The sequence below is a fragment of the Streptomyces sp. NPDC056835 genome (genome assembly GCF_042789485.1).
In the GTDB taxonomy this organism is placed as follows: domain Bacteria; phylum Actinomycetota; class Actinomycetes; order Streptomycetales; family Streptomycetaceae; genus Streptomyces.
In genome coordinates this window covers 41909-63850 of the sequence record NZ_JBHUBB010000018.1, presented here as the reverse complement: position 1 = coordinate 63850, position 21942 = coordinate 41909, and the positions used below count along the sequence as shown (strand labels likewise).

At 70.2% G+C, this 21942-nt stretch carries 24 protein-coding genes; 15 read left to right on the top strand and 9 right to left on the bottom strand.

Features of this window, described 5'->3' with window-relative positions; translation table 11 throughout:
* Positions 1-2: 2 nt before the first annotated feature.
* The 3 genes from ACFRMN_RS21495 to ACFRMN_RS21485 all read left to right on the top strand — a co-directional run bounded on the left by ACFRMN_RS21495 (position 3) and on the right by ACFRMN_RS21485 (position 2856).
* The gene (locus tag ACFRMN_RS21495) at positions 3-920 is read left to right on the top strand and encodes an alpha/beta hydrolase (protein WP_383021885.1); all 918 of its coding nucleotides are present in this window, start codon (positions 3-5) and stop codon (positions 918-920) included.
* Positions 921-1078: 158 nt separating this feature from the next.
* Positions 1079-2023, top strand: coding sequence for a methylenetetrahydrofolate reductase [NAD(P)H] (metF, locus tag ACFRMN_RS21490; protein ID WP_383021883.1), 945 nt, complete (start codon positions 1079-1081; stop codon positions 2021-2023).
* A gap of 221 nt (positions 2024-2244) precedes the next feature.
* Positions 2245-2856: a DUF1772 domain-containing protein gene (locus ACFRMN_RS21485; RefSeq protein WP_383021880.1), complete on the top strand. Its 612-nt coding sequence runs from the start codon at positions 2245-2247 to the stop codon at positions 2854-2856.
* A gap of 80 nt (positions 2857-2936) precedes the next feature.
* Here the strand turns inward: ACFRMN_RS21485 and ACFRMN_RS21480 are convergent, their stop codons facing one another.
* The 3 genes from ACFRMN_RS21480 to rpmF all read right to left on the bottom strand — a co-directional run bounded on the left by ACFRMN_RS21480 (position 2937) and on the right by rpmF (position 4531).
* On the bottom strand, positions 2937-3329 hold the full coding sequence (locus ACFRMN_RS21480) for an SCO5389 family protein (protein ID WP_383021878.1): 393 nt from the start codon (positions 3327-3329) through the stop codon (positions 2937-2939).
* A 74-nt stretch (positions 3330-3403) separates the two neighbouring features.
* Positions 3404-4357, bottom strand: a complete 954-nt coding sequence (locus ACFRMN_RS21475) for an ATP-binding protein (RefSeq protein ID WP_383021875.1) — start codon at positions 4355-4357, stop codon at positions 3404-3406.
* A 3-nt stretch (positions 4358-4360) separates the two neighbouring features.
* The gene (rpmF, locus tag ACFRMN_RS21470) at positions 4361-4531 is read right to left on the bottom strand and encodes a 50S ribosomal protein L32 (protein WP_383021872.1); all 171 of its coding nucleotides are present in this window, start codon (positions 4529-4531) and stop codon (positions 4361-4363) included.
* 209 nt (positions 4532-4740) lie between these two features.
* Between rpmF and ACFRMN_RS21465 the strand changes: the two genes are divergently transcribed.
* Positions 4741-5043 carry a hypothetical protein gene (locus ACFRMN_RS21465; protein ID WP_383021869.1) on the top strand — a complete coding sequence of 101 codons (303 nt, stop codon included), beginning with the start codon at positions 4741-4743 and terminating at the stop codon, positions 5041-5043.
* Between the two features lie 80 nt (positions 5044-5123).
* Here the strand turns inward: ACFRMN_RS21465 and ACFRMN_RS21460 are convergent, their stop codons facing one another.
* Positions 5124-6689, bottom strand: coding sequence for an MDR family MFS transporter (locus ACFRMN_RS21460; RefSeq protein ID WP_383022111.1), 1566 nt, complete (start codon positions 6687-6689; stop codon positions 5124-5126).
* Positions 6690-6821: 132 nt separating this feature from the next.
* The gene (locus ACFRMN_RS21455; RefSeq protein ID WP_383022109.1) at positions 6822-7520 is read right to left on the bottom strand and encodes a TetR/AcrR family transcriptional regulator; all 699 of its coding nucleotides are present in this window, start codon (positions 7518-7520) and stop codon (positions 6822-6824) included.
* A 55-nt stretch (positions 7521-7575) separates the two neighbouring features.
* Here ACFRMN_RS21455 and ACFRMN_RS21450 point away from each other — a divergent pair, with 55 nt between their 5' ends.
* From ACFRMN_RS21450 to ACFRMN_RS21440, 3 genes are all read left to right on the top strand, one after another.
* Positions 7576-8568: an aldo/keto reductase gene (locus ACFRMN_RS21450; protein ID WP_383021866.1), complete on the top strand. Its 993-nt coding sequence runs from the start codon at positions 7576-7578 to the stop codon at positions 8566-8568.
* Between the two features lie 275 nt (positions 8569-8843).
* Complete coding sequence (locus ACFRMN_RS21445) at positions 8844-9050, top strand: cold-shock protein (RefSeq protein WP_383021864.1); 207 nt, start codon at positions 8844-8846, stop codon at positions 9048-9050.
* A 201-nt stretch (positions 9051-9251) separates the two neighbouring features.
* Positions 9252-9677: a pyridoxamine 5'-phosphate oxidase family protein gene (locus tag ACFRMN_RS21440; RefSeq protein ID WP_383021861.1), complete on the top strand. Its 426-nt coding sequence runs from the start codon at positions 9252-9254 to the stop codon at positions 9675-9677.
* Positions 9678-9698: 21 nt separating this feature from the next.
* On the opposite strand, the gene ACFRMN_RS21435 is transcribed toward ACFRMN_RS21440, so the two are convergent.
* Positions 9699-10334 carry a histidine phosphatase family protein gene (locus ACFRMN_RS21435; protein WP_383021859.1) on the bottom strand — a complete coding sequence of 212 codons (636 nt, stop codon included), beginning with the start codon at positions 10332-10334 and terminating at the stop codon, positions 9699-9701.
* 261 nt (positions 10335-10595) lie between these two features.
* On the opposite strand from ACFRMN_RS21435, the gene ACFRMN_RS21430 reads away from it, so the two are divergent.
* Positions 10596-10859, top strand: coding sequence for a type B 50S ribosomal protein L31 (locus ACFRMN_RS21430; protein WP_383021856.1), 264 nt, complete (start codon positions 10596-10598; stop codon positions 10857-10859).
* 110 nt (positions 10860-10969) lie between these two features.
* Here the strand turns inward: ACFRMN_RS21430 and ACFRMN_RS21425 are convergent, their stop codons facing one another.
* Positions 10970-11428 carry a MarR family winged helix-turn-helix transcriptional regulator gene (locus tag ACFRMN_RS21425; protein WP_383021853.1) on the bottom strand — a complete coding sequence of 153 codons (459 nt, stop codon included), beginning with the start codon at positions 11426-11428 and terminating at the stop codon, positions 10970-10972.
* 161 nt (positions 11429-11589) lie between these two features.
* On the opposite strand from ACFRMN_RS21425, the gene ACFRMN_RS21420 reads away from it, so the two are divergent.
* Together ACFRMN_RS21420 and ACFRMN_RS21415 are read left to right on the top strand one after the other, a co-directional pair.
* Positions 11590-12810, top strand: a complete 1221-nt coding sequence (locus tag ACFRMN_RS21420; RefSeq protein WP_383021851.1) for an MFS transporter — start codon at positions 11590-11592, stop codon at positions 12808-12810.
* A gap of 196 nt (positions 12811-13006) precedes the next feature.
* Positions 13007-13831 carry an aldo/keto reductase gene (locus ACFRMN_RS21415; protein ID WP_383021849.1) on the top strand — a complete coding sequence of 275 codons (825 nt, stop codon included), beginning with the start codon at positions 13007-13009 and terminating at the stop codon, positions 13829-13831.
* Positions 13832-13903: 72 nt separating this feature from the next.
* On the opposite strand, the gene ACFRMN_RS21410 is transcribed toward ACFRMN_RS21415, so the two are convergent.
* Together ACFRMN_RS21410 and ACFRMN_RS21405 are read right to left on the bottom strand one after the other, a co-directional pair.
* Positions 13904-14794 carry a ThuA domain-containing protein gene (locus tag ACFRMN_RS21410; protein WP_383021846.1) on the bottom strand — a complete coding sequence of 297 codons (891 nt, stop codon included), beginning with the start codon at positions 14792-14794 and terminating at the stop codon, positions 13904-13906.
* A gap of 342 nt (positions 14795-15136) precedes the next feature.
* Positions 15137-15844: a FadR/GntR family transcriptional regulator gene (locus ACFRMN_RS21405; RefSeq protein ID WP_383021844.1), complete on the bottom strand. Its 708-nt coding sequence runs from the start codon at positions 15842-15844 to the stop codon at positions 15137-15139.
* Positions 15845-16055: 211 nt separating this feature from the next.
* Between ACFRMN_RS21405 and ACFRMN_RS21400 the strand changes: the two genes are divergently transcribed.
* The 5 genes from ACFRMN_RS21400 to ACFRMN_RS21380 all read left to right on the top strand — a co-directional run bounded on the left by ACFRMN_RS21400 (position 16056) and on the right by ACFRMN_RS21380 (position 21721).
* Positions 16056-17336 carry an SLC13 family permease gene (locus ACFRMN_RS21400; protein ID WP_383021841.1) on the top strand — a complete coding sequence of 427 codons (1281 nt, stop codon included), beginning with the start codon at positions 16056-16058 and terminating at the stop codon, positions 17334-17336.
* 143 nt (positions 17337-17479) lie between these two features.
* Positions 17480-18940, top strand: a complete 1461-nt coding sequence (locus ACFRMN_RS21395) for an acyl-CoA synthetase (protein WP_383021839.1) — start codon at positions 17480-17482, stop codon at positions 18938-18940.
* A complete protein-coding gene (locus ACFRMN_RS21390) occupies positions 18933-20309 on the top strand; it encodes a carboxyl transferase domain-containing protein (RefSeq protein WP_383021836.1) in 1377 nt (458 codons plus the stop codon). Before ACFRMN_RS21395 ends, ACFRMN_RS21390 begins: the two co-directional genes overlap by 8 nt.
* A gap of 84 nt (positions 20310-20393) precedes the next feature.
* The gene (locus ACFRMN_RS21385) at positions 20394-21473 is read left to right on the top strand and encodes a DUF2510 domain-containing protein (protein ID WP_383021833.1); all 1080 of its coding nucleotides are present in this window, start codon (positions 20394-20396) and stop codon (positions 21471-21473) included.
* Positions 21474-21583: 110 nt separating this feature from the next.
* Positions 21584-21721: a hypothetical protein gene (locus ACFRMN_RS21380; protein WP_365743258.1), complete on the top strand. Its 138-nt coding sequence runs from the start codon at positions 21584-21586 to the stop codon at positions 21719-21721.
* Positions 21722-21942 lie beyond the last annotated feature (221 nt).

Here is a 21942-nt window from a genome sequence, read left to right as displayed (position 1 = left end):
CCATGACCGCACCCGTATCCATTCCCGCCCCCGCCCCAGCCCCCTCTCCGGTACTCGGCGTCCGTGCCGTGACCCTGGACGCGGACGGCGTACCGCTGTCGGGCCTGCTCGCCGAGCCGGAGAGCGGCGCGGAACCCCGTTCCGTGATCGTCGCCATCCACGGCCGGGGCATGTGCGCCGACTACTTCAACGGGCTGACCGACCCGGCCGACTCTCTCCTCACCCTGGGCGCCCGGCTCGGTCATACGGTGCTGGCCCTGGACCGGCCCGGGTACGGCGCCTCCACCGGCCCGCTGCCGGACGGACAGCCCCTCGGCGAGCAGGCGACAACCCTGCACCGGGCGCTCGCCGGCTTCGCCCGGCGCCATCCGACCGGCTCGGGCTTCTTCGTGGTGGCCCACTCCGACGGCGGCAAGGTGGCGCTGCACATGGCCGCGCAGGACGCGGGCAGCGGACTGATCGGTCTGGACATCAACGGGTGCGGCTGGCGGTACGCGCCCGAGGCGCGGCACTTCCCCGACACCCTCGGCGGTGGCGCGTCCCGGCTCAACTGGGGCCCGCTGCACCTGTATTCACCCGGTACGTTCCGGGCGAGCCGCGCCCTGCTGAGGGCCGTACCCGCGCGCGAGGCGGCCCAGACGGCGACCTGGCCCGTCCAGTACCCCCGGCTGGCCGGCCGGATCACCAGCCCGGTCAGACTGACCTTCGCGGAGCATGAACTCTGGTGGGAGCTGGACGACGAGGCGCTGGCGGCGATGACGGGGCTGCTCACCGCGGCGCCGCTCGTCGCGGTGGAGCGGCTGTCCGACGCCGGGCACAACATCAGCATCGGCCGCGCGGCCCGCGCCTACCATCTGCGGGCGCTGGCCTTTCTGGAGGAGTGTCTGCGACGTGCCGGTGACGCCCCCGCCGGATCCTGAACTCCGCACGGGAGCGGGGCGGTTGCGCGCGAACATCGTTACGGTGATCAGTACGTGATCAATCCGTGGTCATGGCGGGGGAGCGGAGCGCATCGCGGCTACTGTGTGCGCACCGTTTTCGTCCACGCACCGAGCGAATCCAGGAAGGACCCCTCCTTATGGCGGCAGAGACCGCGGACCTCCCGCAGCATCCCAGGCCGGGCCCGCGTGCCCCGATGGCCGACGGGCAGCGCTCGTACTCCTTCGAGTTCTTCCCGCCCAAGACGCCGGCGGGGGAACGCACGCTCTGGAACGCGATCCGCCGGATCGAAGCGCTCGCGCCGTCCTTCGTCTCCGTGACCTACGGCGCCGGCGGTTCCTCGCGCGACCGGACGATCGAGGTCACCAAGCGCATCGCCGCCGAGACCACCCTGCGCCCGGTCGCCCATCTCACCGCGGTCGGCCACTCGGTCGCCGAACTGCGTCACATCATCGGACAGTACGCGGACGCCGGTATCCGGGACGTGCTCGCGCTGCGCGGCGACCCGCCGGGCGACCCGCGCGGCGAGTGGGTCCGCCATCCGGAGGGCTTCGCCCAGGCCAGTGAACTCGTCACCCTCATCAGGGAACTGGGCGATTTCACCGTCGGGGTGGCCGCCTTCCCCGAGCGCCATCCGCGCTCGCCCGACTGGGACAGCGACATCCGCCACTTCGTCGCCAAGTGCCGTGCGGGCGCCGACTACGCGATCACGCAGATGTTCTTCGACGTCGAGGACTATCTGCGGCTCCGCGACCGGATCGAGGCCGCGGGCTGTACGACCCCGATCGTCCCCGAGATCATGCCGGCCACCGATGTACGGCAGATCCGCCGCTTCGCCGAACTCAGCGACGCCCGCTTCCCCGACGCGCTGGCCGAACGGCTCGAAGAGGCCCGCGACCGGCCGGGGGACGGACATCGCATCGGTGTCGAGTACGCCACGGCCATGGCCGAACGGCTGCTGGCCGAAGGCGCACCGGGACTGCACTACATCACCCTCAACCGTTCCACGGCCACGATGGAGATCCACCAGAACCTGGGCGTGGGAGTACGGCGCGACCGGCCGCTGGCCGCCACTCGTCCCTGATCGGACGGCCGGCCGGTGAGCTGTCCGCCCGCTTGGACGCTGGAACATGGACCTGAGCTTCATGGCTATGTTCCGTCTCATCGCGCTGTACTTGACTGGTCCCCTGACGCAGTACGTGAGAAAGCCGTGTCACATGTCGGCGGCGGCGTTGGCGACGACACCGTGGCGGTCGCCGGATCACCTCGTATCGGACGGCTTCGACCACCAGACAAGGAAGACCCATGAGCTTCAACCCGACCGGAACCCCGAACCCCTACGCCGCCTATCCGCCCGCCCCCGCGGTGGCGCCCGTGCGCCGGAGCAAGGCGGTGGGGCCGCTGCTGATGATCGCCACCATCACCATGGGGCTGATGGCCGGTCTCTTCTTCGCGTACGACATCTCGGTGATGCCGGGACTGGCCAAGACCGACGACCGTACCTATGTCGACGCGATGCAGAACTTCAACGCCCTGATCGACGGCAACGGTCTCTTCGGCATGATCTTCATCGGGGCGCTGCTGGCCGCGGCGGTCGCGGCGTTCCTGGAGCACCGCCAGGGCGGGCGGGGCGCCGCGCTCTGGATCGGTGCGGCGGCCGTGCTCTATCTGGTGGCCCTGATGATCACGTTCAGCGTCAATATCCCGCTCAACAACGAGCTGGCCGCCGCCGGTGACCCGGCCAGGATCACGGACTTCTCGGTCGTCGAGAAGTTCAAGACCACCTGGGAGACCAGCAATATCGTGCGGACCCTCGTCTGCACGGCGGCGCTCGGCTTCCTCGCCCGCGCCCTGGTGCTGCACGGCCGTGGCTCCGGTGTCGCCGGTGGTGCCGCGATGCGCCCGCACGGCGTCTGAGCCACGGCGGCGAGCGGGGCGGCGGGGCTCCGGCCCCACCGCCCCGCTTCCTCACCGCTCAGCGGACGTACGGAGCGCGCTCAGCAGTCCCGGAACTCGGGCGACTGGTTGAGGATCTGCGAGCGCTGCGAGGTGAATCGGGTGTGGGTCGCACCGCCCTGGTCCTCCGGGCGGAACACGGCCACCCGGTGGCAGTTCATGAATGCCAGGGTGACCCCGAAGTGCCGCTCCAGACTGGAGCGGATGGCGTCGCTGGCGAGAGCGCGCAGCAGCTGACCGCGCTCGTGCTCGGAGGGCGGCGGTGTCCGGTTGTCGGCGAACTCGGCCTTTTTGCTGTTCAGTTCACCGACCAGACCGGCGATGAGGGTGTACGCGTACGGCAGCGAGGTCCGGACGGTGTCCACGAAGTCCTCTTCGCGGATCTGGCCGTTCTCGGCGTCGGCGAGCAGCCTGGGGGAGACATCGAGTGACATGAGTATGTGTCCTGTCGGGTTGGGGGTCACAGTGGCCCGGTGGGGGAGGAGACGGTGCGAGGTCGCGGCCGGACTCAGTGCGCCGGAGCGTTTGGGCCGTGCCGGAAACCGGGGTCGACCTGGAGTGCGAGTTGGCTCCCGGTGGCCCGGTCGGCCCACGCGCGCGCGTTGCGCAGATGGAACTCGACGGCGTGGCGCTGGAACGCGTCCCAGTCCTTGGGCCGCGCGTCGACCGCGGCGCGCAGCTGGCGCAGGGTGTGCGCGTTGTGCGGTTCGAGCCCGCCTCCCGTACGGCCCTGCTCCTGCGCCCGTACCCAGGGGGACTGCTCGCAGTAGGCGATCAGATCGTCCCCGACATGCTCCTTGAGGAAGAGGAGATCGTCCTCGCCCGTGACCTTGTTGCCGACGACGGCGAGTGCGACCCCGAACTCCCGTGCGTGATCGCGGTATTGGCGGTAGACCGAGACGCCCTTACGTGTGGGCTCGGCGACCAGGAACGTCAGATCGAACCGGGTGAACAGGCCGGAGGCGAACGCGTCCGCCCCGGCGGTCATATCCACGACGACATACTCGCCGGGCCCGTCGACCAGATGGTTCAGATACAGCTCGACGGCCCCGAGCTTGGAGTGGTAACAGGCCACCCCGAGATCGCTGTCGTCGAACACCCCGGTCACCATGAGCGGCACCCCGCCCACCGGACGCGCGTGGTGGGTGTGCACCGGGTCCTCGCCGAGCACCCGCAGCAGCCGTGAACCGCGCCCCGGCGGAGTGGTCTTGATCATCTCCTCGCGTGAGGCGATCAGCGGATTGTCCCCGCGCAGCCAGTCCTTGATCTCGCCGGTGCGCGCGCTGAGCGGTGGCGCGGTGTGACTCTCTCCCTCCCCGGGGGAGAGAGCCTCGGCCAGATGCTGGTTGATGTCCGCGTCGATGGCGACCACGGGCGCCCCCTCGGCGGCTAACTGCCGGGCGAAGAGTGCCGACAGTGTGGTCTTGCCGCTGCCGCCCTTGCCGACGAACGCTACGCGCACGGCTCAGCCCTCCGGGGTCAGCAGGCCGCGCTCGTACGCCGGGACGAGTCGCTGCGGTACGAGATGGGACGTACCGTCGATGGTGACAGGCACCAGGGTCGGCGTGACGCCTTTCCACTGGGCCCGGCGGTGACGGGTGTTGCTGCGGGACATCTTCCGTTTGGGTACGGCCATGGCGAACCTCCTGGGTGCGGAGCACGGATCGTGATGCCGTCGAAGCTACATGCAAATGAACACCATTACCAAAACCGCCTCGCGCTCACCTGCCGCGCCGACAGTGACGAGCCCGGCGCCGGTTCGTCGGGGAGGCGGCGTCGGACCGGCGTCACCGCTCACGGGACCGGGCGCGCGGCCGGCCTTCCACGAACGATCTGGAGAGAGCCATGACCACTGCGCACGCCCCCCACCCGAACCACACGCACCAGCACGGCGCGGGCTGCGGCCATGTGGCCTTCCCGCACGAAGGGCATGTGGACTACGCGCACGACGGCCATGTGCACGCGGTCCACGGCGATCATGTGGATGAATGCGACCCCGGAGCCGGAGCCCACACTCCGCACAGTGGCCATGCGCACCAGCACGGCGAGGGGTGCGGCCATGTGGCAGTGCCTCATGACGGCCATGTGGACTATGTGCACGACGGACACCGCCACGCCGAGCACGACGGTCACTGGGACGACCACTGACCCCTACGCGTACGGCCCCGGTCGCACCCGAGGGGGCGCGGCCGGGGCCGTGACGTTATGCGGCGACAGGCGGGGCTGGCTCAGCCCACCGGGGAGGGGGGAGTCGACTTGGAGATCCCCTCCGCCTGCTTGCTCTCCTCCGCGAGCCGCTCCATCCCGCTCGTGGTCTTGAGCGGCTTCTCCTTGATGAAGAGCACCGCGACGAGCGCCAGCGCGGCGAACGGCGCGGCGACCAGGAAGAGTTCCGCCGTGGCCACACCGTAGGCGTGCTGCACGATCTCCCGCATGGCGTCGGGCAGCTTCGACACGTCGGGTACGGCGCCGTGGCCCGCACCGCCGGACGCCCCCTGGCCGGACTCGCCCAGGCTCTTGGTCATCTCGGCCGCCACCCGGTTGGCGAGCACCGCGCCGAGGACGCTCGTACCGATCGTTCCGCCCATGCTGCGGAAGAACGACAGGACGGACGTGGCCGCGCCCAGTTCGGCGGCGGGTACGTCGTTCTGCGCCACCAGCACCAGGTTCTGCATCAGCAGCCCGACGCCGATGCCGAGCACCGCCATGTAGAGGCTGAGCAGACCGAAGCCGGTGTCGGCGTTGATGGTCGCCAGCATGCCCAGACCGGCCGTCATGATCACGCCGCCCGCGATCAGATAGACCTTCCACTTGCCGGTGGCGCTGATGATCTGGCCGGCGACGGTGGAGGACACCAGCAGACCGAGGATCATCGGCAGGCTCATCAGCCCCGCGATCGTCGGGGACTTGCCGAGCGCGATCTGGAAGTACTGCGAGAGGAAGACGGTGCCGCCGAACATGGCCACACCGACCAGCAGGCTCGCGATCGTGGTCAGGGTGACGGTGCGGTTGCGGAAGATGTCCAGCGGGATGACGGGCTCGGGGACCTTGGCCTCCACGAAGACCGCGGCCACCAGCAGCACCACACCCGTGGCGGTCAGCGCGAAGGTCTGCCAGGACGCCCAGTCGAACTGGTTGCCCGCCAGGGAGGTCCAGATGAGCAGCGCGGAGACGCCCGCCACGATCAGGAACGCGCCCAGGTAGTCGATCCTCACCTCGCGCCGGACCGTGGGCAGCCGCAGCGTGCGCTGGAGCATCAGGATCGCGGCCAGCGCGAACGGCACACCGATGAAGAAGCACCAGCGCCAGCCCAGCCACGAGGTGTCCACCAGCACGCCGCCGATCAGCGGTCCCGCGACCGTACCGACGGCGAAGACGGCGCCGAAGATCCCGGAGTACTTCCCCAGCCGCCGGGGCGGGATGACCGCGGCCATGACGATCTGCGCGAGCGCGGTCAGACCGCCGGCGCCGATGCCCTGGACGACACGGCTGAAGATGAGCAGACCGACACCCTGCGAGAAGCCGGCCAGCAGGGACCCGACCACGAACATGGCGAGGGACAGCTGCAGCAGCAGCTTCTTGTTGTAGAGGTCCGACAGCTTGCCCCAGAGGGGCACGGTCGCCGTCATGGCGAGCAGTTCGGAGGTGACGACCCAGGTGTACGACGACTGACTGCCGCCGAGGTCGGCGATGATCCGGGGCAGGGCGTTGGCCACTACCGTGCCGGCCAGGATGGCGACGAACATGCCCGCCATCAGCCCCGACATGGCCTGGAGTATCTGGCGGTTGGTCATGGAGGTCGGCGCCTGCTCGGGCGCCTCTATTGCACTCAAGGTGTCCTTCTTCAAGTCCATGGTTGATGCCTGGGTGGAAGCGGTGGAAGCGGTGAAAGGGCGGCCCGGCCGTGAGCCGTGAGCCGTGAGCCGTCAGCCGTCGGCCGGCGGTTCGGGCAGACCGGCGGCCAGATGGGCGAAGGCGCGCCGGAAGATCTCCGGGAAGGTGGCCTCCGGGCCCTGGGCGCACCAGTGCTCGACGGCGACCCGTACGGCCGTCGTGCTGACGGCGGCGAGCAGCCGCGGATAGAGCCCGAGCGCCGAGGTGTCCGGGACATGCGCGCAGGGTCCCGGCCGACGGGATCCCCGCTCACCCTCGGCCGTACGGAACGCCGGCGCGCCGAGCCGTTCCGCGATGGCTTCGGCCAGTTCGAGTTCTTCGACCATATGCGCGCCCATGCCGCGGACGAGCAGATGCGGGGAGCGTTGCAGCACCGTGGCCCGCAGCTCCCAGATCTCCTGCCGCTCCTCCACATCGGCCAGTTCGGTGGCGAGCGCCTCGCGGACCGCGTCGAGCGCGGGCACCGAGGCCGGTGCCTCGCGCACCGCGCGCCGTACCCGCTCGCCGATGCCCCGGTCGATCATGACGAACGCGTCGTCGTGGCTCTCGAAGTAGTTGAAGAACGTACGCGGAGAGACCCCCGCGGCCTCACTGATCGCCTCGACGGTGACATTCTCGGCGCCGTGCTCGACGGCAAGCCGCACCGCCGCCTCCGCCAGCGCCGCGCGCGTGGCCTGCTTCTTGCGCTCGCGGAGCCCGAGCGCCGCACCCTCACTTCTCACATCTTGCAGGGTATGCAAAAGTGCACGATCCGCAAAATTAATTCTTCGCCGTCGGCGTCGTAGCATGATCCGCATGGAGCAACGTGTACTGGGCAAAACTGGACAGAACGTATCTGTTGTAGGGCTGGGGACCTGGCAGCTGGGCGCCGACTGGGGCGAAGTGGCCGAATCGGACGCCTTCGCCGTCCTGGACGCGGCCGTGGAATCGGGCGTCACCTTCTTCGACACGGCGGATGTGTACGGCGACGGGCGCAGCGAGCAGCTCATCGGCCGGTATCTGAAAGGCCGTCCGGACGCCGGGGTGTTCGTCGCGACAAAGATGGGCCGACGGGCCGACCAGATCCCGGAGAACTACGTTCTGGACAACTTCCGTGCCTGGAACGACCGCTCACGGGCCAATCTCGGCGTGGACACCCTCGATCTCGTACAACTGCACTGCCCGCCCACGCCCGTCTACACGTCCGACGCGGTCTTCGACGCGCTCGACACCCTGGTGGCGGAGGGGCGGATCGCCGCCTACGGCGTGAGCGTCGAGACCTGTGCCGAGGCGCTGGCCGCCCTCGCGCGCCCCGGTGTGGCAAGCGTCCAGATCATCCTCAACCCCTTCCGGCTCAAGCCGCTGGAGGAGGTACTGCCCGCCGCCCACGCGGCGGGGGTCGGCATCATCGCGCGCGTACCCCTCGCCTCCGGCCTGCTGACCGGGAAGTACACCGCGGACACGGTCTTCGCCGCCAATGACCACCGTACGTACAACAGGCACGGCGAGGCCTTCGACCAGGGCGAGACCTTCTCCGGCATCGAGTACGGGACGGGGCTGGCCGCCGCGGCGGAGTTCGCCGGACTGGCACCCGAGGGCGCCACCCCGGCCGCCACCGCGCTGCGCTGGATCATTCAGCAGCCCGGCGTCAGCAGCGTCATCCCCGGCGCCCGCTCCGTCGAGCAGGCGCGCGCCAACAGCGGGGCGGCGGCCCTCCCGCCGTTGTCGCCGTCGGCCCTGGAGGCGGTCCAGGAGCTGTACGACCGCCGGCTGCGCGCCTCGATCCATCCCCGCTGGTAGCGCCCGCGCTCCCGGTGGCCCCGCTGGCGAACGGGTGATCGTGGGCCGTTCGCGCTCCGATTACGCGGCACAGACGCAAGAGTTGGTCGTTTCTGTGGCTGTATCGCTTCGCGCCATGTAGCGTCTTGATCAGCTGTCGTGGTTCCGAAGTACCGCTCGCCCGTGACGTGCCGTCACGGGCGTTTGTGCTGTTCAGCGTCTCTGCGGACCAAGGCGATCACCTCCGGTTCCCGTACGGTGCGGGAATCTCGCGTCCCTTGAAACGGAGACTCAGCATGGCCAGTGGAACAGTGAAGTGGTTCAACTCGGAAAAGGGCTTCGGCTTTATCGCGCAGGACGGCGGTGGCCCCGACGTGTTCGCGCACTACTCGAACATCGCCACGTCCGGCTTCCGTGAGCTCCAGGAGGGCCAGAAGGTCACCTTCGACGTCACGCAGGGCCAGAAGGGCCCGCAGGCCGAGAACATCCTTCCCACCCCGTAATACGGGGCCGTCCCACGGGGTCTGAGAAGGCCCCGCGAAGACGGCAGGGAGCAAGAGGGCGCCGGCCCGGTGGAGCTTCTTTCCGCCGGACCGGCGCCCTTGCCGTTACCCCGCCCGCGAAACGGGGGAGGGCTTGACCGTGCCGGACGACCGCCGCGCGACGGAAGCGGTGGGGCCGGTCCGAGGGACGGAGGAGTTTCGGTGGCACTGACCCGAGAAGAGCGCGAGCAGTTCCTGGCCGAGCCGCGTATCGCCGCGCTCGCGGTGGAGGCGGCGGAGGGGCGGGCTCCGCTCACGGTGCCGATCTGGTACCAGTACCGGCCGGGCGGCGACATCTGGATCATGACCGGACGGGACTCCCGCAAGGGTCGGCTCATCGCCGCGGCAGGCCGCTTCACCCTGATGGTCGAACGCGTCGAACCCACGGTCCGATATGTCTCGGTCGAAGGCTCCGTGACCGCGACGGAGCCCGCCACCCGCGAGGCGCTCCATGAGATCGCGGCCCGTTATGTCGCGGCGGAGAAGGTCAAGGCGTATGTCGACTCCGCCTGGTCCGAGCACGGCGAACAGGTCATCATCCGGATGCGGCCCGAGCACTGGCTCTCGGCCGACCTCGGACAGCTCTGAGGCCCGCTGGGTCTGGCCCGGTCAGGCCGCGTTCTCCTTCTCCCGGGCGGCGCGCAGCACGCTCTCGGGGAGGGCGAGATTCCATGCGGTGATCACCGGCCGGTCGTGCTCCGTACCGAGGCGGGAGACGGTCCCGGTGGCGAGATGGAACAGGGCTCCCGCGGCCGGGGCGAGCCCGAGATAGCGCGCGGTGAGCACCCGCAGGAAATGGCCGTGCGAGACGAGCGCGACATCGTCCCCCGAGCGCAGCCCCTCCAGGGCCTGGACGAGAACCCGGTCGGCGCGGTGCCCGACGTCCGCGGGGCTCTCCCCCGGCCGGCCGTCGGGCCCGGGGACGGTGCCGTCGGTCCACAACTCCCAGCCGGGGCGCGTGCGGTGGATCTCGGCCGTGGTGACGCCCTCGTAGCCGCCGTAGTTCCACTCGCGCAGATCCGGTGTGGCGCGCAGTCCGTCGAGACCGGCCAGCTCGGCGGTGCGCCGGGCGCGCGCCATCGGGCTGACGAGTGTGAGGCCGATCCGGCGGTCGCCGAGAAGGGGAGCCAGGGAACGGGCCTCGCTCTCGCCGCGCTCGGTCATCGGCAGGTCGGTGTAGCTGGTGTGCTGCCCGGACAGGGACCAGGCGGTCTCTCCGTGCCGTACCAGGATCAACTCACCCATGGGTGCCGCCCACTTTCCTGTTCTCCGCACTCCGCCACCGGGGCCGTCCCCGGTGATCGTCGGCCCGGACACCCGCCCGTGCCGAGGGGAGAACTCGGCGGGCCGCGAGCGCATTCCTCGGCGGGCCGCGGGAGGCCCGTCACGCCCAGTGTCCCCTGTTCCGGCGCCCGGGACATGGCGGGGAATGCCGAGGGGGATCGTCGCGTTGAAGCGGATGTACCACTTGATGGAAACGATATCCATCATGAGGAGGGAGTTCCCATGAAGCCTCGTATCCACCCCGTCACCCGTCCGGTCGTCTTCCGGGACCGCGCGGCGGGTACCGCGTTCCTGACGCGCTCGACCGCGGACTCGACGCGGCGTGTGGAGTGGGAGGACGGCAACACCTACCCCGTCATCGACGTGGAGGTCTCCTCCGCGAGCCACCCCTTCTACACCGGAACCGGTCGTGTGTTCGACACTGCCGGCCGGGTGGAGCGGTTCGAGCGCCGCTACGGCGCCTCGGGTGCCACGAAGAAGAGCTGACGCCGTACGGCTGATCCCCGCGCGGGTCGCGGGTGCACGACCTGTGTGAGAAGAGCCGGACGGAAACCCTGATCAGGGTTTCCGTCCGGCTCTTCCGTGTATGTGGCGGGTCAGGCGGTGGAGCCGGGTGACTTCACGGTCCTGACCAGGGCGGCCAGCTCCGGGACCTTCGCCGCCTCGTCGAGCGCCTCCCGCAGCGCCGCGTCATTGGTGGGGCGTGCCTCGGCGAGCAGCCGCAGCCCAGCCTCGCTGACATTGGTGTAGATCCCGCGGCGGTCGGTCGGGCACAGATAGCGGGTGAGCAGTCCACGGTCCTCCAGCCGGGTGACCAGCCGTGTGGTGGCGCTCTGGCTGAGGACGACCGCGTCGGCGACCTGCTTCATCTGGAGATGACCGCCCTCGCCGTCGTGCTGACGGCTGAGGACATCGAGCAGGGAGTACTCACGGACGCTGAGGCCGTGCCCGGCCTGTAGCGCGCGCTCGATATGCCCCTCGATCCTGCCGTGCAGCAGCGAGAGGGCGCACCAGCCCTGGGCGAGCCCCGTGAGCGCGGTGTCCGTGGCGGTCATGGCTTCCTCCTGCGGGAGATGGGGGCGGGCGGCGGCGGGACGCGTGCCCGTACCCCAGGATAGGGCACATTCGCAATATAGCGCGTTTGCAATTAATCGGCGTCTGCAAGTATTGTTCTCGCCTGTAAGGCGCTCATGCAATCTTTTGGAAGGCCATATCCATGCCACTCGCGCTCCTCGCCCTGGCCATCGGGGCATTCGGGATCGGCACCACCGAATTCGTGATCATGGGGCTGCTCCCCGAGGTGGCCGCCGACTACGGCGTCACCATCCCCACAGCCGGACTGCTGGTCACCGGCTATGCCCTCGGAGTCGTGCTGGGCGCCCCGCTGATGACCGTCCTCGGTACCCGGATCCCCCGCAAGCGGATGCTGATGGTGCTCATGGGGCTGTTCGTCGTGGGCAATGTGCTCTCCGCGCTCGCCCCGAGCTTCGGACTCATGCTCACCGGGCGCGTCGTCGCCTCACTCGCCCATGGAGCCTTCTTCGGGATCGGATCCGTCGTGGCCGCCGGTCTCGTCGCCCCGGAGAAGAAAGCCGGCGCCATCGCCATGATGTTCACCGGGCTGACCGTCGCCAATGTCGTCGGCGTACCGTTCGGCACCTACCTCGGCCAGAGCGCCGGCTGGCGGGCCACCTTCCTCGTGGTCGCCGGACTCGGTGTCCTGGGCCTCGCGGGCATCGCGAAGCTCGTACCGGAACAGCCCCGGCCCGAGGGCGTACGGGTACGGCACGAGCTCGCCGCCTTCCGCAACGCGCAGGTGCTGCTCGCCATGGCGATGACCGTGCTCGGCTTCGGCGGAGTCTTCGCCGCGATCACCTACATCACACCGATGATGACCGAGACCGCGGGCTTCGCGGACTCCTCGGTCACCTGGCTGCTGGTGCTCTTCGGCCTCGGTATGGTCGCCGGCAATCTGATCGGCGGCAGGTTCGCCGACCGCCGGCTGATGCCGCTGCTGTATGTGTCCCTGGGCTCGCTCGCCGTGGTGCTCGCCCTCTTCACCTTCACCGCGCACAACAAGATCGCGGCGGCCGTCACCCTCACACTGATCGGCGCGCTGGGCTTCGCGACCGTACCGCCGCTCCAGAAGCGGGTCCTCGACCAGGCGTCCGCCGCGCCCACCCTGGCATCCGCCGTCAATATCGGCGCCTTCAACCTCGGTAACGCGCTGGCCGCCTGGCTCGGCGGCATCGTCATCGCCGCGGGGCTCGGATACACGGCGCCGAACTGGGTCGGCGCCGCGCTGGCCGGTTCCGCCCTCGTCCTCGCGATCGTCTCCGGCGCCCTGGAGCGCCGTACGCAGACCGCCGGGGCGACGGTCGCCCGGGCGGCGGCCCCGCGGCGGCCCGAGCGGGTCACCACCACCGCGCCGCACTGACCGGGCTCTTCCTCCCGGGGCCGCCGACCGCCGGGCCCCCCGTCCGGGGGCGCCGCGGACGGCCACAGCGCGCGGCGCCGACGACGTCGTTACGTTGGAAGTCGGTGTGCCCCTCTTTCCCCACAGCGAGCCCCACAGCGAGCCCCACAGTGAGCCGCGAAGAACCCGCGCAGAACCCACGAAGAAAAGGAACACCATGAATTCCGTCCCCAACGTCGTACTCAACAACGGCGTCAGGATGCCGCAGCTCGGCTTCGGTGTCTTCCAGGTCGGTGACGAGGAGACCACCGGCGCGGTCCGCACCGCGCTGGAGGCGGGCTACCGCAGTATCGACACCGCCGCCCTGTACCGCAACGAGAACGGTGTCGGCCGCGCCATCGCCTCCTCGGGCGTGCCCCGCGACGAACTGTTCATCACCACCAAGCTCTGGAACGACGACCAGGGATACGACTCGACGCTCGCCGCGTTCGACGCGAGCCTCGCCAAGCTCGGCCTCGAACGGGTGGATCTGTATCTCATCCACTGGCCCACCCCGGCGCGCGACCGCTACCTCGACACCTGGCGCGCGATGGAGAAACTGCTCGCCGACGGCAGGACCCGCGCCATCGGTGTGTCCAACTTCCAGCCCGCCCATCTCCAGCGTCTGCTGGACGAGACCGGGATCGTTCCCGCCGTCAACCAGATCGAGCTGCACCCCGGCCTCCAGCAGGAGGAACTGCGGGACTTCCACGCCCAGCACGGCATCGTGACCGAGGCGTGGAGCCCGCTGGCACAGGGCGCCCTGCTCCAGGAGGAGGCGGTCACCGAGATCGCGGGGCGGCACGAGAAGACGCCCGCCCAGGTGGTGCTGCGCTGGCACCTTCAGCTCGGGAACATCGTCATCCCCAAGTCGGTGACCCCCGCGCGGATCCGCGAGAACATCGACGTCTTCGACTTCGAGCTCTCGGCCGGCGACATGGCCGCGCTCGCCACGCTCGACCGCGGTCTGCGTACCGGCCCGGACCCCGACACCCTCAACTGACCGGGGCCCGCGCCGGACGCCCGTACGGCGCCCGCGCCACCGCCCGCGCCACCGCCCGCGCCACCGCCCGCGCTACCGTCCGGCCGCCGCGCCCGTGGCGGCCGGACGCGCGGGAGCCCCGGCCGTCACACCGCCCAGCCACTTCAGTCCGTCGATGATGAACCGGTTCTGGACCTCGCTGCCGAACGTCCACGAGAGTGTGGTGCCCGACCCGTAGTCCATGGCGTTGTGGCCGAAGTTGGTATACAGCATCCGGTAGTTCTTGTTGGTCCACACGATCGGGTAATACCCGCTGTACCAGGACTGGTTGGGGTCGGTGCCCAGCGGGAAGCTCACCGGGTCGACCGAGGCCAGGATGTCGATGACAGGGTTCTTCCTGAGGTCGTTCGTCCAGCTGTACCACTCGCTCACGGCCGAGGTGAACGTCGCGGGCAGCCGGGTGGTCGACGGATGGGTACGGTTCTCGGTCCGCAGCACGGCGGTGGTCGGGCCCCAGGTGTTGGACTTGAACCCACCGCTGCCCAGGAACTCGTTGTGATACCAGGGCCACTTCTGGGCCTCGGTGGTGAACGCGGAGACATGGAAGCCCATCCAGGCGCCACCGGCCCGCATGTACTGCTCGAACCCGGTACGTTGAGCCGCCGTCTGCGGCAAGTCGTCCAGGAACAGCACCACTTGGTAGTCCTGCGGGGTGGTGCTGGTCAGGCGATTCCAGTTGTTGGTCGACTCGTAGGAGAAGTTGTTGGCGGCGGCGGTCCTGGGGAACCACTCGTTCGCTTCATGGACGAAGCTGATGTGGGCGGCGTCCCAGGTGCCGTTGTAGAAGGCGAGCACCTTGAACGCGGGAGCGGCGGGTGACTGCGCGCGTCCGACGCCGGGCACCGCGGCCAGTCCGAGCAGGAGGGCGAGCAGCACGAGCAGGCGGAACGGGCCGCGTGCCGTACGGGACTTGAGCATGGTCATTGTGACGATCCTTCCCGCGCCCGTTCGGTGAACGGAGGCGCATGGGATGTGGGGGATGTCGCGCACATGACAGCAGATGGAATACGGGAAGCGCTTGCTGGTCGATTTAAGAAGTGAACCAACGCCGTGTCAAGGCTTTGGTATGGACCAGTGGCCGGGCTGCTGGGCCGCGGATGTGCCGGAGCGGTCGTCGTACGCCCGTTGTCGCGGGGCCCCGGGCGGCGATCGTCGTGTGAGCGTGGCCGGTTCTTCCCGGTCGGGCGGAGGGCCGGTTCCGGTACCCGGTCGGACCCGGTCGGTTCCGGTCTGTTCCGGGGTCTGTCCGAGATCTGTTCGGGGGTGTCAGTCGCTCTCGTCCGGATTCCACTCCAGCAGGCGCACCTTGGCCACGGTCTGTACGTGCCGACGCATCGCGGCCGCGGCCGCCTTGCCCCGGCCGCTCTCGATCGCGTCGAGGATCGCGCGGTGCTGTGCCAGCGACCGCTTGGGGCGGCCCGGCTGGCGCAGGGACTCGTTGCGGCTCTCGGCGATCTGCTCCGTGATGGAGCGCATGAATTCGGCGAGCAGACCACTGTGCGCGGCGGCGGTCACCGCCGTGTGGAAGAGCCGGTCGCCCTCCACGCCATAGCCGCCCGCCTCGATCTCGTCGGACATCTGGTGCAGCGCGTCGTGCAGCGCCGCCAGGTCCAGTTCGGTGCGCCGCTCGGCGGCGAGTTCGGCGAGCTTGGTCTCCAGCGCCTCACGCGCCTCCAGCACATCGGGCAGTCGCCGCTTGCGCTCCACCAGTCGCTCGACGGGCTCGGGATCGAGGCCGGCCCGGGTCAGATAGGTGCCGCCGCCGTGTCGTACCTCGACCAGACCCTGGACCTCCAGGACGACGATCGCCTGCTTGACCGAGGCGCGGCTCACCCCCAGCCGCTGGGCCAACTCCCGCTCGGGGGGCAGCCGGTCACCCGTGCCGAGGTTGCCCTCGCTGACATAGCTGCGCAGTCGGTCGAGGACCTGCTCGTACAAACGCGGCCGGGCCATCGGCCGCAGTGCGTCGGACATCCGGACCCCCCATCCCTGCCCACTGTCTCCCGATCCTGTGCCCGCCCAGCCTAACACCGGGCGGTCAAGTGGCTGAGCCAATTCCTGCCCGATCCCTTGACGCTCGCCCCGGTCGGCCGTCAATGTGGTCCAGCCACTTGGCCAGTCGTCCAGTCAGCCAGTCGGCCAATTCCCCTCTGTTTCAAGGGACCCAGGGACGGGAGCCCGCGTCATGTCCGCCGAACTCATCTCGATCCTCGTACTCGCGGTCGTCTTCGTGATCGCCACCACCCGCTCGATCAATATGGGCGCGCTCGCCTTCGCCGCCGCGTTCGGCGTCGGCGGACTGGTCGCCGGTCTCGACGCCGACGGCATCTTCGCCGGCTTCCCCGGCGATCTGTTCGTGGTGCTCGTCGGCGTCACGTATCTCTTCGCGATCGCCCGAGCCAACGGCACCACCGACTGGCTGGTCCATGCGGCGATACGGCTGGTCCGCGGCCGGATCGCGCTGATCCCCTGGGTGATGTTCGCGATCACCGGCGCCCTGACCGCCATTGGGGCCGTCTCCCCGGCGGCCGTCGCGATCGTCGCGCCGATCGCGCTCAGCTTCGCCGCGCGGTACGGGATCAGCCCGCTGCTGATGGGCGCGATGGTCGTGCACGGAGCCCAGGGCGGCGGTTTCTCGCCCATCAGCATCTACGGTTCGATCGTCAACGGCATCGTGGAGCGGGAAAACCTGCCGGGCAGCGAACTCACCCTCTTCCTCGGCTCGCTCGTGGCCAACCTCGTCATCGCCGGGGTCGTGTTCGTACTCTTCGGCGGACTCAAGCTCTCCGGCGGGCGCGGTGATTCCCGCCGGACGGAGCAGGAGAAGAAGGACAAGCACGAACCGGAGGGGCAGCGGAGCGCTTCCCGGCTCACCCCCGCCATCAGTACCACCCTCGCCGCACTGGTCGCGCTCGTCGTCGCTGTCCTCGGCTTCGACCTCGACGCCGGGCTCTGCGCGATCACCCTCGCCGTACTGCTCAGTGCCATCTGGCCGGACACCAGCCGGAAGGCCGTGGGCGAGATCGCCTGGCCGACGGTGCTGCTCATCTGCGGTGTCCTCACCTATGTCGGCGTCATGGAGGAGATGGGCACGATCGACTACGCCGGAAACGCCGTCGGGGACATCGGCATCCCGCTCCTCGCCGCCGTACTGCTCTGCTACATCGGCGCGATCATCTCCGCCTTCGCCTCGTCCGTCGGCATCATGGGCGCGCTCATCCCGCTCGCCGTGCCGTTCCTCGCCCAGGGCGAGATCGGGGCGATCGGCATGATCACGGCGCTCGCGATCTCGGCGACGGTCGTCGACGTCAGCCCGTTCTCCACCAACGGCGCGCTGGTGCTGGCCGCCGCGCCCGATGTGGACCGTGAGCGTTTCTTCCGACAGCTCATGGTGTACGGAGGGATCGTGGTGGCGGTGGTACCCGCCGCGGTCTGGCTGGTACTGGTGGTGCCAGGCTTCGGATAGCCGCCAGGGCGTGTTGCGAAAGCAGCGCCGTCCGCCCGAAGGGCGGCGTGCCGTGCCAGGCGTCGCGGGCCAGGCGGGACTTTCGTCACACGCCCTGGACCGCGATGATCGGCCAGACTCGTCAACAGCAAGGAGAACGACGCGTGTCCCCTCTCTTCCCGGCCCTCGCCGCGCGTTCGGAACGCCCCGCACTCCGGTTCGGCGACCACGCTCTCACCTATGCCGAACTGGCGGACGCGGCCGGTTCCCTGGCCGTTCGTATCGCCGGTGAACGACGGATCGCGGTGTGGGCCACCCCCACACTCGGCACGGCCGTGGGGGTGGTGGCCGCGCTGCTGGCCGGGGTCCCTGCCGTCCCCGTCAACCCCAAGAGCGGCGAACGCGAGCTGGCGCACATCGTCGCGGACAGCGCGCCCTCCCTGGTCATCGCCGAACCGGACGTCATCCTTCCGTCCGCGCTGGCCGGGCTGGCACGCGTGGACGCCGGAGCCGGCGGCGCGGACGACGCGGCCACGGAACACCCGGGGGCCGACGCCTTCCCGGCGCTCTCCCCGGAGGCCCCCGCCCTGATCGTGTACACCTCCGGCACCACCGGGCCGCCCAAGGGCGCTGTCGTACCGCGCCGCGCCATCGCCGCGACCCTGGACGCGCTGGAGGACGCCTGGCAGTGGACCGCCGACGACGTACTCGTTCACGCCCTGCCGCTCTTCCATGTCCATGGGCTGATCCTCGGCATTCTCGGCCCGCTGCGCCGCGGCGGAGCCGTCCGCCATCTGGGCAGGTTCGACACCGAGGGCGTCACGCGCGAACTGTCGTCGGGCGCCACGATGCTCTTCGGCGTACCGACGATGTACCACCGCATCGCCGAGGCGCTCTCCGCCGACCCGGCGCTCGCGAAGGCGCTGGCCGGGGCGCGCCTGCTGGTATCGGGATCCGCCGCGCTGCCCGTGCACGACCACGAGCGGATCGCCGCGGCGACCGGCCGTCGGGTCATCGAACGGTACGGCATGACGGAGACCCTGATGAACACCAGTGTGCGGGCGGACGGCGAGCCGCGCGCCGGGACCGTCGGGGTACCGCTGGGGGGCGTCGAGCTGCGGCTCGTCGACGAGTCGGGCGTCGCTTTCGAGGTGTACGACGGTGAGACGGTCGGCGAGATCCAGGTACGCGGCCCGAACCTCTTCACCGAGTATCTGAACCGGCCCGACGCCACCGAAGCCGCCTTCACCGACGGCTGGTTCCACACCGGGGACATGGCGATCCGCGACCCCGACGGCTATGTCCGTATCGTCGGCCGCAAGGCCACCGACCTGATCAAGAGCGGTGGGTACAAGATCGGCGCGGGGGAGATCGAGAACGTTCTGCTGGAGCATCCCGGGGTACGGGAAGCCGCGGTGACCGGCGAGCCCGACGCGGACCTCGGTGAGCGGATCGTCGCCTGGATCGTCCCGGCCCACGCCGAAGCGCCGCCGTCCGCACAGGAGTTGGCGGACCATGTGGCGGCGCAGCTCGCCGCGCACAAGCGGCCGCGCACCGTACGCTATCTGGACGCCCTGCCACGCAATGACATGGGCAAGATCATGAAGCGCGCGCTCCATGGCTGAGCGGCCGAACGCGCGCGAGGCCATCGCCGCCGTCGTCGACGAGGGCGCCTTCACCGAACTGCCCGCGCCCCAGGGCCTGTCCGCGCCGGACGGGCCGCTGGGCTGGGAGGGGTACGACGCCTCGCGCGCCCGCGCCGAGGAACGTACCGGGGAGAAGGAGTCCGTCGTCTGCGGCTCCGCACGGATCGGCTCGGTCGAAGTGGTGCTGATCTCCTTCGAGTTCGGCTTCCTCGGCGGCTCCCTGGGGGAGCGCACCGGTGATCTGCTCGAAGCCGCGTACACCCTCGCGCGCGAACGGGGGCTACCGGTGGTCTCGCTCATCGCGACCGGTGGCAGCCGGATGCAGGAGGGCATGCGCGCGCTGCTCCAACTCCAGCGCGTGGCACGGCAGTCCGCCCTGACCCGGGCGGCCGGACTGCCCCAGCTGGCGGTGGTGCGCGACCCGACGACCGGTGGTGGCTGGGCCACGCTCGGGGCGGGCGCCGATGTCGTACTGGCGCTGCCGGGCGCCCAGATCGGCTTCGCGGGCTCGCGCGTGCGCCCGGCGGACGCCGATCCGTCCGCCTACACGGCGGAGGCGCAGCTCGCCGCGGGCCATATCGACGCGGTGGTGGGCCGGCACGAGCTGCGCGCCACCGTCGGCCACTGGCTGACACTGCTCACGGGAGGCGTACGGGACGCCGTGCCGGCCGCCGCACCCCCTCCGGAGGGACTGGGCCGCGCCGGGCTTCCCGTCACCGGATGGGAGGCCGTTCTCCAGGCCCGTGTCCCTCAACGGCCCCGGGCCGCCGCGTACTTGGACGCGTACTTCACCCACCGCGAGGCGATCGGCGGAGACCGCTGCGGTGGTACCGACGCCGGGATGCTGTGCGGTTTCGGCCGGCGCGAAGGGCGGACGATCGCGTACGCGGCGCAGTGCGGCACCGCCACGCTCCCGGCCGGATATCGCACGGCCGCCCGGCTGGTACGGCTCGCCGGCCGGCTGGGCATCCCCGTACTGACCCTGGTGGACACCCCCGGCGCGGCCAATGACGCCGCGGCGGACCGCACGGGGGCGGGCAGCGCCATCGCGGATCTGTTCGCCGCCGTGGCCACCGCCCGGGTCCCCGTCACCACGCTGCTGGTCGGTGAGGGCGGCTCGGGTGGGGCGCTGGCCCTGTCGGCGCCGGACAACACCTGGGCCACGCCGGACAGTTACTTCTCCGTCATCGCGCCGGAACTGGCGGCGGCGATCCTCAAACGCGCCCCGGAGGAGGCCCGGGTGACCGCCGACCAGCTCCGTTTGCGCCCACAGGACCTGGTGTCCCTGGGTGTGGTACGAGGGATCGTGCCGGGTCCGGGTCCGGGGACAGGGCCGGGAGAGGTGTGAGGCGACGCTACGGTACGGCCCTCGACGCTGGATTCTCATGGCCCTCTCACAAGCTTTTCAGACAATGTGCTTAGGGTGAGAGTCGTGACGTACACAACTCCGCCCGGCTGGCATCCCGACCCGGGGCACACAGGTGAAGGACCACGCCAGGAACGCTGGTGGGACGGTTCCGCGTGGACCGACGAAGTCCGCGCCGCCCCGCCCGCCGAGTGGGATCCGCCCGCCGCGGTGCCCCCTCCCGCGGTGCCCCCTCCCGCGACGCCCCCTCCCGTGACGCCCTCTTCCGTGACGCACGCTCCCGCGACGTCCTCGGACGACCAGCCCTCTCCCGTATCGCCGTTCTCGATACCGCCGTACCCCGCGACACCGCCGCCCGGCACGCGGCGCGGCGGGCGTCGGATCGCGATCGGCGCCATCGCCGCGGTCGTCGCGGTGGCCATCGCGGGAGGCTTCTATCTGCTCGGGCGCGACAGCGGTGGCGACAACGAGGCGAGCCGGCCGGACTCCGGCCCTTCCGTCGCCCCCTCGCGGCCCGGCCAGCAGAGCCCGGCGCCCGACCTCCCGCGCGGCGGCGGCCCCGGCGGCGGCGAGAGTGGCGCGCCCCAGCAGCAGCCGCAGACGGAGGACGGCTACGCCACCGACGCGGCCAGCGGGATCAGCATTCCGGTACCGGACGGCTGGACCGGCGAATCGGGAACCATCGGCGCCGGGGTGACGACCGGGAAGTACGAGTGCCCCGGGGACACCTCGCAGAGCTGTGTGCGGGGCGGGGTGTTCTCCGCTCCCGCCGCCGCCCTGAAGGTCGACGCCACCACGGCCAAGGCGGCGGCCGAGAAGGACATCGAGGCCAATGCCGAGGAGTCCTACGGCGGCACGATCTACGGAGACATCTCCTCGCACCAGCAGCTGAAGTCGGAAGAGGTCACCGTCGCCGGACAGAAGGGCTATCTGGTGCGGTGGAAGGTCGTCACGAGCAAGGGGGACGACGGCTATGTGCAGTCGATCGCCTTCTCCTCGCCGACATCACCTGAGCTGATGGTCCTCGTACGCTCCGGATTCGATGTGAACGACAAGGCACCGAAGCTGACCGTCATGGACGAGATCACCAAGGGGATCAAGGCGGCGGCGGGCACCGGCTCCGGAGGCAGCGGCCAGGGAGTCTGAGGGCGCAGGACATCCGCACTTCCCGGGCGGGCCGCTTCGAGCGGCCCGCCCGAGCGCTGTCCGGCGGCAGGGCAGAGGCGGGAGGGTTCCTTCGGCCGTACACTCCACACATGGGTTGTACACGTGCCGTAAGGGAGTGCCTGCGACAGGCTCCCTGCGCGCTGTGCTCGGCCGCCGCGGTGATCGCGGGGCCGGGCCCGCTGTCCGCGCCGGAAGCCGGCTGCCGCGCCCTGCACGGCCACGGCTAGCAAACTTTTCTCCTTTCCGCGGACCACTTCTTTCCGCGGACTGTTCTCGCGGTCCTGCTCGTTCCGGTTCTCCGGTAGGCCGCTTCCACTCGGCCCGTTCCTCCGGGGCCGTTCCTCCCTGCTCGTGAGAGCGCGCACATTCCGTACGCACCCCCTTCCGCGACGCCACGGCGTGCCGTCGGCGCCCACTCGGCGACCGCCGGAGACCTGTCACGTCGCAT

What these genes read in the sequence shown, in the direction of transcription:
- ACFRMN_RS21485 (WP_383021880.1), top strand. Translation starts at nt 2,245, where the DNA reads ATGAGCTTCAACCCGACCGGAACCCCGAACCCCTACGCCGCCTATCCG.
- ACFRMN_RS21465 (WP_383021869.1), top strand. Translation starts at nt 4,741, where the DNA reads ATGACCACTGCGCACGCCCCCCACCCGAACCACACGCACCAGCACGGC.
- ACFRMN_RS21390 (WP_383021836.1), top strand. Translation starts at nt 18,933, where the DNA reads ATGGCTGAGCGGCCGAACGCGCGCGAGGCCATCGCCGCCGTCGTCGAC.
- ACFRMN_RS21415 (WP_383021849.1), top strand. Translation starts at nt 13,007, where the DNA reads ATGAATTCCGTCCCCAACGTCGTACTCAACAACGGCGTCAGGATGCCG.
- ACFRMN_RS21480 (WP_383021878.1), bottom strand. Translation starts at nt 3,329, where the DNA reads ATGTCACTCGATGTCTCCCCCAGGCTGCTCGCCGACGCCGAGAACGGC.
- ACFRMN_RS21435 (WP_383021859.1), bottom strand. Translation starts at nt 10,334, where the DNA reads ATGGGTGAGTTGATCCTGGTACGGCACGGAGAGACCGCCTGGTCCCTG.
- ACFRMN_RS21495 (WP_383021885.1), top strand. Translation starts at nt 3, where the DNA reads ATGACCGCACCCGTATCCATTCCCGCCCCCGCCCCAGCCCCCTCTCCG.
- ACFRMN_RS21445 (WP_383021864.1), top strand. Translation starts at nt 8,844, where the DNA reads ATGGCCAGTGGAACAGTGAAGTGGTTCAACTCGGAAAAGGGCTTCGGC.
- ACFRMN_RS21460 (WP_383022111.1), bottom strand. Translation starts at nt 6,689, where the DNA reads ATGACCAACCGCCAGATACTCCAGGCCATGTCGGGGCTGATGGCGGGC.
- rpmF (WP_383021872.1), bottom strand. Translation starts at nt 4,531, where the DNA reads ATGGCCGTACCCAAACGGAAGATGTCCCGCAGCAACACCCGTCACCGC.
- ACFRMN_RS21410 (WP_383021846.1), bottom strand. Translation starts at nt 14,794, where the DNA reads ATGACCATGCTCAAGTCCCGTACGGCACGCGGCCCGTTCCGCCTGCTC.
- ACFRMN_RS21450 (WP_383021866.1), top strand. Translation starts at nt 7,576, where the DNA reads ATGATCCGCATGGAGCAACGTGTACTGGGCAAAACTGGACAGAACGTA.
- ACFRMN_RS21405 (WP_383021844.1), bottom strand. Translation starts at nt 15,844, where the DNA reads ATGTCCGACGCACTGCGGCCGATGGCCCGGCCGCGTTTGTACGAGCAG.
- metF (WP_383021883.1), top strand. Translation starts at nt 1,079, where the DNA reads ATGGCGGCAGAGACCGCGGACCTCCCGCAGCATCCCAGGCCGGGCCCG.
- ACFRMN_RS21420 (WP_383021851.1), top strand. Translation starts at nt 11,590, where the DNA reads ATGCCACTCGCGCTCCTCGCCCTGGCCATCGGGGCATTCGGGATCGGC.
- ACFRMN_RS21400 (WP_383021841.1), top strand. Translation starts at nt 16,056, where the DNA reads ATGTCCGCCGAACTCATCTCGATCCTCGTACTCGCGGTCGTCTTCGTG.
- ACFRMN_RS21380 (WP_365743258.1), top strand. Translation starts at nt 21,584, where the DNA reads ATGGGTTGTACACGTGCCGTAAGGGAGTGCCTGCGACAGGCTCCCTGC.
- ACFRMN_RS21425 (WP_383021853.1), bottom strand. Translation starts at nt 11,428, where the DNA reads ATGACCGCCACGGACACCGCGCTCACGGGGCTCGCCCAGGGCTGGTGC.
- ACFRMN_RS21430 (WP_383021856.1), top strand. Translation starts at nt 10,596, where the DNA reads ATGAAGCCTCGTATCCACCCCGTCACCCGTCCGGTCGTCTTCCGGGAC.